At 70.3% G+C, this 14,774-nt stretch carries 13 protein-coding genes; 5 read left to right on the top strand and 8 right to left on the bottom strand.

Annotated features, from left to right (window positions below; translation table 11 throughout):
* Positions 1-467 precede the first annotated feature (467 nt).
* Together VNM44_RS15695 and VNM44_RS15690 are read left to right on the top strand one after the other, a co-directional pair.
* Positions 468-722 carry a hypothetical protein gene (locus tag VNM44_RS15695; protein WP_325626986.1) on the top strand — a complete coding sequence of 85 codons (255 nt, stop codon included), beginning with the start codon at positions 468-470 and terminating at the stop codon, positions 720-722.
* A gap of 150 nt (positions 723-872) precedes the next feature.
* The gene (locus VNM44_RS15690; RefSeq protein WP_325626984.1) at positions 873-1,226 is read left to right on the top strand and encodes a hypothetical protein; all 354 of its coding nucleotides are present in this window, start codon (positions 873-875) and stop codon (positions 1,224-1,226) included.
* 149 nt (positions 1,227-1,375) lie between these two features.
* On the opposite strand, the gene VNM44_RS15685 is transcribed toward VNM44_RS15690, so the two are convergent.
* From VNM44_RS15685 to VNM44_RS15650, 8 genes are all read right to left on the bottom strand, one after another.
* Positions 1,376-2,710 carry a rhamnulokinase gene (locus VNM44_RS15685; protein WP_325626982.1) on the bottom strand — a complete coding sequence of 445 codons (1,335 nt, stop codon included), beginning with the start codon at positions 2,708-2,710 and terminating at the stop codon, positions 1,376-1,378.
* Positions 2,711-2,726: 16 nt separating this feature from the next.
* Positions 2,727-4,160 (bottom strand): L-fucose/L-arabinose isomerase family protein, encoded by a 1,434-nt coding sequence (locus VNM44_RS15680; RefSeq protein ID WP_325626980.1) that lies wholly within the window; start codon positions 4,158-4,160, stop codon positions 2,727-2,729.
* Positions 4,157-5,224, bottom strand: a complete 1,068-nt coding sequence (locus VNM44_RS15675) for an ABC transporter permease (RefSeq protein ID WP_325626978.1) — start codon at positions 5,222-5,224, stop codon at positions 4,157-4,159. The genes VNM44_RS15680 and VNM44_RS15675 overlap by 4 nt, the downstream gene beginning before the upstream one ends.
* Positions 5,217-6,257, bottom strand: coding sequence for an ABC transporter permease (locus VNM44_RS15670; RefSeq protein WP_325626976.1), 1,041 nt, complete (start codon positions 6,255-6,257; stop codon positions 5,217-5,219). The genes VNM44_RS15675 and VNM44_RS15670 overlap by 8 nt, the downstream gene beginning before the upstream one ends.
* The gene (locus VNM44_RS15665; RefSeq protein ID WP_325626974.1) at positions 6,254-7,768 is read right to left on the bottom strand and encodes a sugar ABC transporter ATP-binding protein; all 1,515 of its coding nucleotides are present in this window, start codon (positions 7,766-7,768) and stop codon (positions 6,254-6,256) included. The genes VNM44_RS15670 and VNM44_RS15665 overlap by 4 nt, the downstream gene beginning before the upstream one ends.
* 53 nt (positions 7,769-7,821) lie before the next feature.
* Positions 7,822-8,841, bottom strand: coding sequence for a rhamnose ABC transporter substrate-binding protein (gene rhaS, locus VNM44_RS15660; protein ID WP_325626972.1), 1,020 nt, complete (start codon positions 8,839-8,841; stop codon positions 7,822-7,824).
* A gap of 65 nt (positions 8,842-8,906) precedes the next feature.
* Entirely contained in the window at positions 8,907-11,021 is a 2,115-nt protein-coding gene (gene rhaD, locus VNM44_RS15655) for a bifunctional rhamnulose-1-phosphate aldolase/short-chain dehydrogenase (protein ID WP_325626971.1), read from the bottom strand.
* Positions 11,018-11,839 (bottom strand): DeoR/GlpR family DNA-binding transcription regulator, encoded by an 822-nt coding sequence (locus VNM44_RS15650; RefSeq protein ID WP_325626966.1) that lies wholly within the window; start codon positions 11,837-11,839, stop codon positions 11,018-11,020. The genes rhaD and VNM44_RS15650 overlap by 4 nt, the downstream gene beginning before the upstream one ends.
* Positions 11,840-11,997: 158 nt before the next feature.
* Between VNM44_RS15650 and rhaI the strand changes: the two genes are divergently transcribed.
* From rhaI to VNM44_RS15635, 3 genes are read left to right on the top strand one after another with little or no spacing between them, the layout of a single operon-like run.
* The gene (gene rhaI, locus VNM44_RS15645; protein ID WP_325626964.1) at positions 11,998-13,182 is read left to right on the top strand and encodes an L-rhamnose isomerase; all 1,185 of its coding nucleotides are present in this window, start codon (positions 11,998-12,000) and stop codon (positions 13,180-13,182) included.
* Complete coding sequence (locus VNM44_RS15640; RefSeq protein WP_325626962.1) at positions 13,179-13,490, top strand: L-rhamnose mutarotase; 312 nt, start codon at positions 13,179-13,181, stop codon at positions 13,488-13,490. Before rhaI ends, VNM44_RS15640 begins: the two co-directional genes overlap by 4 nt.
* A gap of 31 nt (positions 13,491-13,521) precedes the next feature.
* Positions 13,522-14,745, top strand: coding sequence for an extracellular solute-binding protein (locus tag VNM44_RS15635; protein WP_325626960.1), 1,224 nt, complete (start codon positions 13,522-13,524; stop codon positions 14,743-14,745).
* The last annotated feature ends 29 nt before the right edge of the window (positions 14,746-14,774 follow it).

The following is a 14,774-nucleotide window of genomic DNA, read 5'->3' as shown; positions in this document are numbered from 1 at the left end:
GAGCCGAACTCCGGGGAAGAGCAGGAGGGATGCCAGCGAGGCGCAGCCTGGTTAGCGCGCTGGTCTAGGGGACTTCATCACGCTAGACGAGCCCCTCTCGCTTCCGAGCGATGTGCTCCTGCAGCAACACGGTGCGAGGCTCCTCGAGGCCGGTCGGCGGGTCGTCCAGGGCACGGACGATCGTCTCCCGCCTGTGGGATCTCGAGAGCGAGGATGCTGATGTCGCGGCCGGAGGCACCCTCGATGACCCGGTTCTCGCCGACGTCGTCGTGCCCGGAAAGGCCGTGAAGCCGGCCGTGACCGAGTGGCTACCCCGAAAGTCCGTTGCAGCGGCGCCCGCGTGTTCGGCCAGCAGGACGGCGCGGAGTTGCACGAGACCGCCGGCTGGTGCGTCGAGGAGCGATGAGTGCGCCGAGAATCGCGAGCGCGATTAGGAGTTGCAGGTATGCGGGGAAACGCCCCGCGCGGTGCCAGCCGACACGGTCGTGAAAGACCTTCCTTCCCCCGGGACGCAGGAACGGGAGGACGTGCTCGAGGTCGGGGGCGGAACTCGCGGCCCCGCCGAGCGTTGCCGGGTCGAGTGGGCCTCGCCGCGCAGCGAGGAGGAGCACTCCCGCGACGCCGCTACCGATCTCGAGGCGGCGCGAGCGGAAGTCCTCGTGGGGAACGCGGTCGCCGGCGAGGTGGAGCACCGGCCCCAAGAGGAGCGCCGCGATGCGTGATCCACTCGCAGCGCCGGCGGCGGCGCCCGTGGCCACGTGGAGCGCGACGATCATGGGCGACTTCGTAGCAGATGTGCGCCCGGGCCCTCACCCGCGCTGTCGTACGTGAACACGCGCGCGAGCGCTATGCCGGTCGGCGACAATGCGGGCGTGCCGACCTACACGGTGAACAGGGATGCGGTAAGGCACGCGAAGCGGCTGATCGACGCGCGTCAGTATGCGCTCCGCTCGCGGTGGCAGGACGTTCAGCCGCGGGCGCGCGAGCAGAATGCATTCCTGAAGACGCACTCCTGGGAGGAGTACGCGGCCTGGCACCTCGGCGTCACCGAGGGTGCCGCGGAGGAGACGAAAGCCCGCCATGCGTTCGTGTACGGCGACTTCCGCCGTCTTCACCGAATGGGGCTGATCGCCTGCCATTACCGTGCGGCCGAGTGGCGGCACAAGGAGATCGAGCTCGCCGCACACGAACTCCTCCAGTACCTCGATCGGAAGAGCGCGCGATGACGACGCGCGAGGTCGTCCGGCGATGCGCGTTGGACACGCGCGTCGCGCGGCGACGTCGCTCCCCGGGATCGCAGAGCCGCCGCGGAGCGAACGCGAGACGTCGTCACGCAGGTATTGCACGAGCCGCCGCTCGTCCACGCAGCCCGTTTCTACTCGACAAGGTTCGGCGCGCCGCGCGCCCACCGGCGGCCCTCTGAGAGATCGTCGAACCGACCCAGTGCGACGCCCTGCACGAGCGCGTTTCCGAGCGCGGTCGCCTCGGTCGGCCCCGCGACCACCGGCATACCCGCGTGCGCGGCGAGCCGCTCGCGCACGAGCTGCGACGCTGCGCCCCCACCGACCACCGCGAGCTCGTCGACCCGCTGCTGCAGGCGGAGCTCCTCGACAACCCCCGCGACGGCGGCGGCCACCGACTCGACGATCGACCGGGCGACGACGGCATGCGGGGTGCGAGCATCCATGCCCGTGACCGCGCGGATCTCCTCGTCCATGCGGGCCGGGGCGAGGAAGCGCTCGTCGCGCACATCGAACGTCGGAGCGTCTAGCACATCGGCCGCGAGCTCGAGGAGCGTCCGCGCGGCCTCGCCCCAGAGGGCGGCGCACTGCTCGAGGAGCCAGAGCCCCGTGACGTTCTTGAGATAGCGGAAGCCGCCGAAGGCCCCGACCTCGTTCGAGAAGTTCCCCAGACGCGACGCCTCGGACGTGTCCGGCGTGTCGCGCTCCACGCCGACGACGAACCACGTTCCCGCCGAGACGACGGCGCGCCCCTCCGTGTCCAGGGGGCTCGCCGCGAACGCGCACGCGGTGTCATGCGCCGCCACGAGATGCACCGGCGTGCCGTCGTGCTCGCCGAGTTTGCGTCCCGCGCTCTCGGGTTGCGGCAGGATCCCCGGGTCGACGCCGATCGCGGCGACGAGGTCGCCGGCCCAGTCGCCGGTTGCGACGTCCAGGAGCCCCGTGGTGCCTGCGTTGGAGCGCTCGCCCGTCCACTGGCCCGTGAGCTCGTAGGCGACGAGCTCGGGGAGCATGACGAGCCGGTGGGCCTCGGCGAGTTCGTCGCGGTCGTGCGCGGCGAGCTGGAAGATGGTGTTGATCGGGATGAGCTGGATACCGGTCCGCCGGTAGAGCTCGGCTTCGCCGAGCGACCGCGCGACCGCGCGCCACTCGTGCGTCCGCGGGCTTCGATAGCTGTGCGGATCCGACAGCAGCCGCCCGTCGGGGCCGAGGAGGCCGTAGTCGACGGCCCAGCCGTCGATCCCGATCGAGGCCAGCGGCCCGAGCTCGCGCGCGCGGTCGAGCCCGAGGCGAACGTTGTCGATCAGCTCGTTCCAGCGCCATCGGAGCGAGCCGTCGGGTCGCAGCTCCGGCGCGTGCGGCCACCTGTGCGCGATGACCACCTCCGGCCGGTCGGCGTCGAGGTCGACGACCGCGACGCGGACGGAGGTCGCGCCCATGTCGACCGCGGCGACGCGTGTCGGCGCCACTAGTCGGTCGGGCTGCTCATGCGACGACGGTCAGCTCGAGACCGAGCAGGTCGGCGACCTTCCTCAGGCGTCCGACCTGATGGCCGATCCCGAGCGCGACGTGGTGCGTCGGACCGTGCGCGCACCAGTCGTCGAAGAACGTGGCGGGATCCCTCGCGAACCGGATGCGCGAGTTCGTGTTGCCGATGCGGAAGGTCGGCCCGGCGATGGACTCGCCCTCCGCCGCGAGGAGCTTCAACCGACCCTCCGCGGTCTGAGTGAGCCCGAGGATCGTGACCGGCCCGAGACGGACGTTCGTCTCGATGGAGAGCCCGGCCCCCGCCTTCCCGTGGTACAGCGCGAGCGCCCGGGCAACCGGTCGTCCGTCGGCGATCGCGAGATGAGCTGGGCCGTCGTGGCCCATCAGGACGAACCCCTCGTCGAAATCGAGGGCGTAGAACTCGGTGTAGGAGCCGCCCGCGCCGAGCCGGTCGAGCAGCAGCATCGCGATGTCGGTCTTGAGGTCGCCCTCGCCCGCGGCGGGGACGCCTCGCGCCGTCAGCAGCGAGTTGCCGACGATCAGCCCCGCGCTCACGCGCTCGGCGCTGTTGTCACCGACGCCGCGGTAGTAGTACGTGAGCCCGTCGAGCTCGAAGTCGGCGACGAGCCGGTCGAGCCCGACCGCGACACGGGCCGACCAGTCGAAGACCTCGGGGGTGATCTCCGCGGCGATCGGGTCGGATCCTGCTTCTGCCAGGTCGAAGACCTCGCGGATCTCGTCGCGCTTGCGCTCGACGGCTGCGGCGTCGGCCGACTCGACGCGGGAGACGAGGTCGTCGATCTCGAGCACCTCGACGTGCGCGCCGGTCTGCGCATGCACCTGCGTGAAGTCGGAGTACATGTCGAGCATCCCGGGGTACGTGTGGCCGAGGAAGCCGATGCGCGCCCCGCGAAGGTCGTGCACGGCGCGCGCGGCATCGAGCCACTCGGCGAGAGCGTCCCAGGCCGGGTCGCCGTCGAGCAGCGTCCCCGTCAGCGTGCGGTAGCGGATCCCGGCCCGCGTCAGCGCGCCGGCGATCTCCGGGACGCAGCAGGCGGAGCAGTTCGCGAGCCACTCGGCGGTGGTCATCGCCTCGTAGTCGAGCGTGCGCGTCGGTTGCAGATTGAGGACGACCACGGGAGCGTCGACAGCCTGGACGACGGGGAGAACCTGCGACGAGGTCGCGTACGTCGCCGTATAGACGAGCAGGAGCTCGGGCCTCGCGGAGGCGAGGGTCTCCCCGGCGACCCGCGCGGCCTGCGGGGTGTCGACGAGCCCTGCCGTGACGACGTCGGCGCCGAGCTCCTCGATCCGACGCTCGATGCCGGCCTGATACCCCGCGAGCCGCTCGCGCAGCCCGTCGAACTGTGGCCAGTACGCCGCGAGCCCGATCCCGAAGACCGCGACGCGGGGAGCGGCGCCGCGGCTCACGTCGGCTCCTCCTGCGCGGCGGTTGCCGCCTGCCGTCGCGCCGCGACCGTGCGGAGGCGACCGCCGGCGCGCCGGTAGATCTCCCCCAGGTTCGGGACGACCACGCTGGCGAGGAGCAGCCCGCCGACGACGATGTTCTGGTCCTGCGCCGGAATCAGGTCGGCTGTCATCGCGGTCTGGAGCGTGCCGAGGACGGCGACCGCGAGAACAACGCCGAGAATCGTGCCGCGGCCGCCGAAGATCGAGACCCCGCCGAGGAGGACGACCGTCACCACGAAGAGCTCGAGCCCGATGCCGGAGTCGTAGCGCGCCGAGGCGAAGCGGAGCGTCCAGAGGACGCCTGCGAGACCGCACACCATCCCCGAGAGCACGAACAGCCAGAACTTGATCCGCTTCACGCGGATGCCCGAGTAGAACGCCGCTTCCTGGTTCGCGCCGATCGCGAAGATCGCACGTCCGAGCGGGGTCGCGTGGAGGACGATCCCGAAGACGACCGCGAGCACCAGGAAGATCAGGACGGAGTACGAGATGTGCGTGTGGGGGATCGGGACGACGCCGATGTTCGCGAGACCCTGCGGGAAGCCGCTGATCGTGTCGGTGGGGAGGATCCCCTGCGCGACGCCGCGATAGAGCGTCAGCGTGCCGATCGTCACGGCGAGCGACGGCAGCCCGAGCCGAGTGATGAGGAAGCCGTTGAACGCGCCGAGGACCCCGCCCAGGAGGACGGCGGCGATGATGGCCGGCCAGATCGGCCAGCCGTGGTCGAACAGCTCGGCCATGAACAGTCCCGTCAGCCCCAGCATCGAGGCGACGGAAAGGTCGATCTCGCCCGTGATGATGATCAGCGTGAGCGGCAGCGCGATGATCGCGATCTCGCCCACGTTCAAGCCGATGAAGAACAGCGTGATCGAGTCGAGGAAGTGCGGCGAGACACTCGCCCCGTAGGCGATCGAGGCGAGCAGGAGGACGACGAGCAGCGTCTCCCAGCGGACCAGGCCGCGGAGGAGCCGCCGCCAACCGGGGGAGGTCTCCGAGCCGGTCTCGATGCTCTCGACGTCAGGCACGGGCCCTCCGTCGCGTGCGCATCGCGGGCGCGACGCGCAGCGCGATCAGCCGGTCGAAGGCGATCGCCGCGAGGAGCAGCCCCCCGGAGAGCGCCAGGCTCCAGAACGAGGAGACGTTGACGACGACCAGCGCGCTGTTGATCGTGTAGAGCAGGAGCGCCCCGAGCGCCGCCCCGAGCACGGTGCCACTGCCACCGAAGATCGCCACGCCGCCGACGACGACGGCCGCGATCACCTGGAACTCGTAGCCGACGCCGGCGATCGCGTCGACCGACGCGTACAGCGAGAGCCACAGCGCGCCCGTGACGCCGGCGATCGCGCCGCTCAGCACGAAGGCGAGAAAGACGCGCGAGCCGACCGGGATCCCGGCGAGGCGCGCCGCGTCGGGGTCCGACCCGATCGCGTAGAAGTCGCGGGCCGTGCGGAAGCTGCGCATCGCGTAGGTGGCGGCGACGACGGCGATGATCGCGACCCAGCCGAGGTACGGGATCCCCAGCACGGTCTCGTAGCCGATCTTGTTGAAGCTGTCGGGGAGCATCGAGGCGTTGACCTGGTTGCCGCCCGCCCACGCGCCGTCGATGCCGCGGATGATGTACAGCGTCCCGAGCGTGACCACGAGGCTGGGGACGCGGGCGACGGTCACGATCAGGCCGTTCACGACGCCGCAGGCAGTGCCGATCGCGAGCGCGACGAGGAAGACGACCGGGAGCGCGATGCCCGGGTGGTGGACGTAGAGCACCCCGGTCGCGTAGGCGGAGAGCCCGAGGATCGAGCCGATCGAGAGATCGACGTTCCGGGTGATGATGACGACGGTCTCGCCGATCGCGAGCAGGGCGATGATCGCCGAGCCCGCGAGGATCTGCTGGACGTTCGCGGCGCTGAGGAAGAGGTGGTTGTCGATCGTCGCCGACCCGACGACGATCACGAGCGCGAGCACGATCCCGAGCTCGCGGAAGCGCGCGAGGAACTCGGCGACGGCGTGCGAGCTCGAGCGCCGCTCGAGAACGCCCTGCTCTTCGGCGACCGACGTCACGCGGCCTCGTCGACCAGTCCCGTCGCGGCGTGCATGATCGCGTCCTCGTCGGCGTCGGCGCGCGCGAACTCGCGCATGACGCGCCCCTCGAACAGGACGACGATGCGGTCGGCCATGCCGAGCACCTCGGGCAGCTCGGACGAGATCATGAGGATCGCCACGCCCTGTGCGGCGAGCTCGGAGAGCAGGCGATGGACCTCGGCCTTGGTGCCGACGTCGATGCCGCGCGTCGGCTCGTCCACGATCAGGAGCGTCGGCTTGCGGCCCAGCCATTTCGCGAGCACCGTCTTCTGCTGGTTGCCGCCCGAGAGCGTCCACACCGGGTTCGTGAGCCTGCCGTACTTCAGCCGGAGGCGGAGCGCCCAGTCACGGGCGAAGCTGCGCTCCGAGCCGCGGAGGATCAGGCCTCCACGGCGAACGGTGTCGAGCGACGCAAGGGCGATGTTGCGCTCGATCGAGAAGTCCATCACGAGGCCCTGCTGCCGCCGGTCTTCGGGGACGAGCGCGATCCCGGCCGCCATCGCCGCGGTCGGCGATGCCGGCGGCAGCGGCCTTCCGTCGATCTCGACCGAGCCGGCGTCCCACCGGTCGATGCCGAAGATCGCGCGCGCCACCTCGCTCCGCCCCGCGCCGACGAGGCCGGCGAGCGCGACGATCTCACCGCTCCGCACGACGAAGGAGACGTCGGTGAAGTCGCCCTCGCGGGTCAGCCGGTCGACCTTCAGCACGACGGGTCCGGGCTGGCTGTCGATCTTGGGGAAGAGCGCGTCCATGTCGCGGCCGACCATCGCGCGGATCACCGACTGGACGGTCAGCTCGCCGATCGGCTTCGTCCAGACGTGACGGCCGTCGCGCATGACGGTGACGCGCTGGCAGATGCCGAAGATCTCCTCGAGCCGGTGCGAGACGAACAGCACTGCATTGCCCCCCGCGCGCAGCGTCTCGACTATTCGGAACAGCCGGTCGACCTCGTTGGTCGTCAGCGCGGCCGTCGGCTCGTCCATCACGATCACCCGGGCGTTCGTCGTCAACGCCTTGGCGATCTCGACGAGCTGCTGGTCCGCGATGGAGAGCCCGCGGGCAAGCCGATCGGGGTCGAGCCTGACCCCGAGCTGTTCGAACAGAGCGGCCGCCTCACGTCGCATGCGCCGGCCGTCGATACGGCGGAACCGCTTGAGCGGCTGCGCGCCGACGAAGATGTTCTCGGCGACCGTCAGGTCGGGGAAGAGCGTCGGCTCCTGGAAGATGATCGCGATCCCCGCCGCCTGCGACTGCTTCGCGTTGTCGAAGATCGCGTCCTCGCCGTTCATGAGGAGCCGGCCGGCGTCCGGCCGGTGCACGCCCGCGAGGATCTTGACGAGCGTCGACTTGCCCGCGCCGTTCTCACCGACGAGCCCGTGCACCTCGCCGGCGAAGAGCTCGATCTCGCCGTCCTCGAGCGCGTGCACCGCGCCGAAGCTCTTCTGCGCGTGCTCGAGCGTGATGAGGGGCGCTGATTCTGGCGTGGTCACGATCGGAGTGTTCATCCGGGGGCGCCGCGCGGCCGCGGCGCCCCCGAACGGGCCTAGAACTTGAACTTGTCGACGTTCTTGATGTCGAACACGTACGGCGGTCCGAGGATCACCTGCGGACGCTTGTCGGGGCCGAGGACGATCTTGTAGGTGCCGAGCTTGCCGGCCTTGAACGTCTCGCCGACCTTGCCCTTGATCGTGCCGTCCGAGAGCGCGGAGATCGCGTACCCGGCGAGGTAGCCGAGGTCCTCCGGGTTCCAGAGGGCGAACTGCTTGACGGTCCCGTCGTGGACGTACTTCTTCATCTGGCTGGGCAGGCCGAGGCCCGTCAGGACGATCTTCTTCTTGTACTTCTTCGAGGTGGAGAGGTACTGGGCGGCCGAGGAGATGCCGACCGTGGTGGGCGACTCGATGCCCTTGAGGTTCGGATAGGCCTGCAGCATCGCGACGGTCGCCTGCCTCGACTGCGCCGGATTGTCGTTGCCGTAGTAGATCTTGACCAGCTTCATGTTCTTGTAGGCGGGCTTCTTCAGCTCGAGCTTCATGTACTTGATCCAGGCGTTCTGGTTCGTCGCCGTGGAGGCCGCCGACAGGATCGCGAACTCGCCCTTGTAGCCCATCAGCTTCGCGAGCAGCTTGACCTGGCTGCGGCCGATCGTCTCGGTGTCGGCCTGGTTGATGAACAGCTCACGGCAGCTCACGTCCGAGTCGAACGCGATCACGTGCGTGCCTGCCGCCTGGGCCTGCTTGAGGGCCGGGCAGAGCGCGTCGGGGTCGTTGCCCGCGATCACGATGCCGGCCGCGCGGGCCTGGATGGCAGCCTGGACGGCCGGCTGCTGCGCGGCCGCCGTGTCCTCGGTGCCCGACTGGACGACCTGCGTGTCCCCGAGTTGCGTGAGGGCGATCTTGCCGCCGCGGTCTGCGATGACCTCGTACGGGTTGAGCGTGTCCTTCGGGATGAAGTAGAACGTCTTCCCCGCCGTCGAGCGGTTCGGGCCGGCGAACGCGGCCGCGACGGCGACGCCGGCGACGAGGAACGCCGCGGCGAAGACCGCCCACCTGTGCTTCTGCATGGATCGATCCTTTCGCGTGGAAGTCTTGGACACGGAACGGGCGACGGTGTGCGCCTCCTGTCGCACTACCGCGGATACGCGGCGGTGACGCCGCCGTCGACGTTGACGACATTTCCGGTCGATTTGTTCGAGCGAGGGCCGACGAAGAACGCGATCGCCTCGGCGACGTCCTCCGGCAGCACCGCCACGCCGAGCTTCGTGCGGCCCTTGTAATAGGTCTGCAGCTCGTCCTCGCTGACGCCGTACGTGCTCGCACGCTCCGCCTTCCAGTCGGACGACCAGATGCTCGAGCCCTGGATGACGGCGTCGGGGTTGACGGTGTTGACGCGGATGCCGTGCGGGCCGCCTTCCTCCGCCAGGCAGCGCCCGAGATGCAGGGCGGCCGCCTTCGCCGAGGAGTACGCCGCGGCATTCGAGCCCGCGACGAGCGCGTTCTTGGAGCCGACGAAGACGATCGACCCTCCGCGTCCCTGGGCGACGAGGACGCGGAACGTCTCGCGTGCGGCCAGGAAGTAGCCGCGTGCGAGCACGGCGTAGCTCAGCTCCCAGTCGTCGAGCGTCGTCTCCGTGATCGAGGCGCTCGTCGCGAGGCCCGCCGAGGCGACGAGGACGTCGACGCCGCCGTACTCGAGCACGGTCCGCCGGATCATCTCCTGCACGGCGTCCTCGCTGGTCACGTCGGCCTCGACGGCGATCGCGCGCCGAGCGCCGTTGGCAGCCACGAGTTCCTCCGCGACCTCGCCGGCCCCGTCGCCGTTGAGATCGGCGACGACGACATGCGCGCCGCGCGAGCCGAGGAGGCGAGCGGTCGCACGCCCGATGCCGCTCGCGCCGCCCGTGACGACCGCGATGCGGCCGGAGAGCTGCCTCGGCGGCGGTGCCTGCGCGAGCTTGTAGCGCTCGAGTGGCCAGTACTCGATCGCGAACGCCTCCTGCTCGCTGAGCGAGCGGAAGCCGCCGAGCGCGTCGGCGGCATCCTCCACGACGATCGCGCGGTGGTAGAGGTCGCGCGTGGTCCTCGCCTTGCCGGCGTCGAGTCCGCTCGTGACGATGCCGACGCCGGGGATCAGCGTGACCCGCGGGCCGGCCGGATCGATCGGGAACTGCCGGGTCTCGTCGTCGAGGTTTCGCGCGTAGTAGTCGCGGTACCAGGCGCCGTACTCCTCGACGCCTCGCCGGAGCGCGGCCCCGAGCTCCCCGGCGCCCTCGGTGACGGGGTCGAAGGCCACGGCGAGCGGCTTGTGCTTCGTGTTGATGAGATGGTCGGGGCACGGTGCGCCGACCTGGCTGACCTCGGCCGCGCGTGCCGACGAGGCGAACGCGACGGCGGCGGGGCTGCGGTCGATCTCGAGGATCACGCCGTCGACATCGGCGAGCAGCGAGCCACGGAGCTCTGGAAGCGTCTGCGCCAGGAGGGCGAGGCACTCGCGCTCCCCGAGCTCCGGGCTCGCCCTGCCGCCGAGGCCGAACCGGCCGGCTCCGGCGGTGTCCACCGCCTCGGCAGCTCTCGTGACGAACTCGATGGTGCTCGCGTAGGCCTCCTCGGCCGTCGAGCCCCATGTCACGAGGCCGTGGCGTTCCAGCAGCACCGCGCGCGCCGTCGGATGCTCGTCGAGCAGCGTCGCGATCCGCCTCGACATGTCGAAGCCCGGCCGCTGGTAGTCGAGCCAGACCGCTTCCTTGCCGAATGCCTCGTCGGCGAGCGCGCGTCCGCTCGGAGTCGACGTCAGCGCGATCACCGCGTCGGGATGCGTGTGGTCGACGTGGGCCGCGCCGACGAAGGCGTGCAGCAGCGTCTCGATCGACGGTCGCGGCTGATCGGGTGCCAGGGCGCAGCGCCGGAGGTAGTCGACCATCGAGGCGTCGTCCATCGCCTCGCGCGACCGCAGTGGCTCGAGCTCGTCGAGGCGCAGTGCGGCGAATCCGGCGGGGGTGATCGTCGCGAGATCTGTGCCCGAGCCCTTGACCCACAGCACGCGCTGCTGCCGACCCGTGTGGTCGACCACGAGACCCTTTGCAGAGGTGTTGCCGCCGCCCTGGTTGGCGACGGAGCGGTCGGCGCCGAGCAGGTTCGAGCGGTACACGAGGGCGTCGAGGTCGCGGAGCTCGCGCGCCGCCGCGGCGTCCCAGAGGTTCGCCGGCGGGGCGATCCCCGTGCCGGGGCCGGCGACCTTGCTCATGCCGCGGCCTCGTCCGTCGGCGTCGTCCGGCGCAGGTCGCGTGGGCGCACGGGGGGCGCCCCGCCGGGGCGCGGGTCGACCGTGATCACCTCGACGCCCGCGGCGCGCCACGCATCGACCTCGGAGGCCGGTGCGCTCGAATCCGTGACGATCCCGGTCAGCTTCTCGACGCCGACGAATCCGAGCAGGGCGCTGCGGTGCCATTTCGTCCCGTCGAAGATCCCGTACACCCGATCGCAGGCCTCGGCCATCTCCTGCTTGATCCGCACCTCGTCGGGGTTCAGGTCCATGAGGCCGCGCGACAGGCTGAGCCCGCGCGCTCCGAGAAAGCCCTTGTTGATGCGCGTCGTGCGCAGCACGTCGGTGCCGAGGTCACCGACGAGCGACATGGCCGACAGCCGCAGGACGCCCCCGGTGAGGAGCACCGTGATCCCCGGGGCGTCCGCGAGCGCCGTCGCGACGAGGAGGCCGTTGGTGACGACGACGAGCTCCTTCTTGGAGCACAGCTCGAGCGCGAGGTAGTAGGCGGTGGTGCTTGCGTCGAGGGCCACGGCCTCGCCCTCGTTCACCATGTCGGCCGCGGCCCGCGCGATCGCGCGCTTGGCCTCGACCTCGAGGCGCATCCGCAGGTCGAAGCCGACCTCCGACTGGCCGTGCTGGAGCGCCCGGGCGCCGCCCCGGATCCGCGCCACGAGCCCCTGCCGCGCCAGCTGCCCGAGATCGCCGCGGACGGTCACCTCGGAAACAGCAAACGCCTGCGAAAGTTCCGTAACCTGAACGTAATCACGCGTCTCGAGCAGGCGCAGCACATGCTGCATCCGCTCAGGCTGCGAGAGGTTCCTCAGGTCGACTGCGCCGTCGATGGCGCGACACTACGACGCGCGTCCGTGCAAGTCAATACCTCTGCTCGGGTTTCGAAACGCGAGATATCGAAAGCGCACTCGTAATCCGTCGAAGGATCAGGCAGACTCGCGCCATGGACGAACACGAGGTGCTCACGAGACTCGCGGCGCTCCAGATCGAGACCCCCTCGTGGGGATACGGCAACTCCGGGACCCGGTTCCACGTCTATCCGTGGCCGGGTGCCGCACGAACGGTGCACGAGCGGATCGCCGACGCGGCGCTCGTCAATCGCCTCACCGGCTGCTGTCCCTCAGTCGCGCTGCACATCCCCTGGGACGCCGTCGACGACTACGCCGCCCTGCGACGGTTCGCCGAGTCGGAGGGCGTCACCCTCGGGGCCGTCAACCCGAACCTGTTCGGGTCGGACGAGTACCGGCTGGGCAGCCTCTGCAACCCGGATCCGGGCGTTCGCGCACGGGCGCTCGACCACTGCCGCGAGTGCGTCGCCATCGCGCGCTCGGTCGGCTCGACGACGCTCAGCCTCTGGCTCCCCGACGGGACGAACTACCCCGGCCAGGACGATCTCGGCGCGAGGTTCAGACGGCTGCTCGAGGGTCTCGCGCGCCTCTACGCAGAACTGCCCGACGAGATGACGCTTCTCGTCGAGTACAAGTTCTTCGAGCCCGGCTTCTACAGCACCGACATCCCCGACTGGGGGACAGCGTCGCTCGTCTGCCGGCGCCTCGGGTCGCGCGCCAAGGTGCTCGTCGACACCGGCCATCATCCGCTCGGGACGAACGTCGAGCAGATCGTCGCGCTCCTGCTGTCGGAGGGGCTCCTCGGCGGCTTCCACTTCAACAACCGCAAGTACGCCGACGACGACCTGATCGTGGGGTCGATCGATCCGTTCGAGCTGTTCCGGATCATGCGCGAGATCGCACGCGCCGACGCAGCCGAGACGGTCGCGTTCATGATCGACCAGTCGCACAACGTCGAAGGGAAGATCGACGCGATGGTGCAGTCGGTCATGAACATCCAGACCGCGTACGCGAAGGCGCTGCTGGTCGACGAGGACGAGCTCGCGGCGGCACAGGCAGCCGGCGACGTTCTCGGTGCCCACCGGATCCTGCTCGCCGCGTTCGAGACCGACGTGCGGCCGATCCTCGCGCGGCTGCGCGCGCAGGCCGGCGTCGCCGCGGACCCCGTCGCGGCCTTCCGCGCCGGCGACCATGCCGCCAGCCGGAGCGCCGAGCGCGGCGTCGCATCAGTGACGAGTGCGTACGAGAGCGGCGGAGTCACGGAACGGGAGACGGCATGACGGAGCGCAGCGCATTCGTCCTCCGCGTGCGGCCCGACCGCGTCGACGAGTACGTCGCGGCCCACCAGGAGGTCTGGCCGGAGATGCTCGACGCGCTGCGTCGCGCAGGAATCCGCAACTACACGATCTTCCGCAACGGAACGCAGATGTTCGGCTACTTCGAGTCCGACGACCTCGAGGCGGCCTCGCGCTTCATGGCCGAGCAGGAGGTCTCGGGCAGATGGCAGGACGCGATGGCGGAACTGCTCGAGGAGCGCGTCCCGGACGGTGGCGCTCCCGCGCTGGAGGAGATCTTCAGACTCGAGTAGCCCTGACTCGAGAGCGACCGCCACCCGACCGATGACCAGCGTCCGCTTCCTCGGCCCCGACACCGACGCGTACGTCGCGAGCGTCGAGCGCCACGCGTCCGAGTTCGTCGAACGGACGGGCATCGAGCTGGACGTCCGCATCGTCCCCAGCGACCTCTACTTCTCGAACCGCATCGAGCACCTGCTCGACGGCGACGACGCGGCGGACGTGTACATGTCGGGCCCGGTGCTCCTCTGGGAGCATCTCGCCTCGGGCTTCGTGCAGCCGCTCGACGACCTGCTCGAGCGTGCGAGCGACGCGTACGAGGCGGAAGACTTCGTCGAGCCGCTGCTGCGCTGCAACCGCTGGAGCGGACGATTCGGCGACCCGCTGGGGAACGGCCCCCTGCTCGAGATCCCGGTCAACTGCGAGTCGTACAACCTCGCCTACGTGCCCGATGTGCTCGAGCGCGCCGGCGTCGAGCCGCCCCGCACCTGGGAGGAGTACTTCGCGGCGGCGCGCCAGGTCGTGCAGCGGACGGGCGGCACGGTGCGCGGCTTCGCGCAGCGGGGCACCGGCGCCTGGCACACGATGTACACGGGGTTCGCGACGCAGTTCTGGTCGTACGGCGGCCGCGACTTCGTCGACGGACACTGCGCGATCGCATCACCCGAATCGGTCCGAGCGACCGAGGACTTCCTCGCCGGGCTCCGTGACGCCGGCCCGACGGCGTGGCCCGAGCAGCGCTGGTATGAGCTGGCGATCGACTTCGGGAACGGACGCTACGGCCTGATCGTCGACTCGGACCACTACGTCGCCTTCTTCGAGGACCCGGCGACCTCCCAGCTCGCAGGCAGGATCGCGTACGCGCTGCCGCCGGTCGGGCCGACGGGCGAGCGGAGACCGAACCTCTGGACCTGGTCGGTCGTGCTGAACACCCGCGCGAGAGACCGCGACGCCGCGTGGCACTTCGTCGAGTGGGCGACGGGCCGTGAGTTCCTGCACCGCTCGACGTACGAGGGGAACATGAACCCGACCCGCCGCAGCATCTGGGACGACGAGCGGTTCCGTGCCCACACGTCGTCGTGGGGTGCCTTCTACGACGTCGCCCGAACGCTCGTCGAGCAAGAGGCGGAAATCGTCGTCACGCCCGCGCCGAACTACCTCGCCGTCGCGACGCGCTGGGTCGAGGCGCTGCTCGACGCATTCGCCGGCCGTGCCCCGGTGGACGAGGCGCTCACGGCTGCCGCGTCGGACATCGACGCCCTGACCTGACCGCGCGAAGGGCGTTCAGTCGTCGCGCG

The sequence above is a fragment of the Gaiella sp. genome (assembly GCF_035558935.1).
Classification (GTDB): domain Bacteria; phylum Actinomycetota; class Thermoleophilia; order Gaiellales; family Gaiellaceae; genus Gaiella.
Note: the sequence above shows the minus strand (reverse complement) of the source record. Positions and strands in the feature narration are given on the sequence as shown.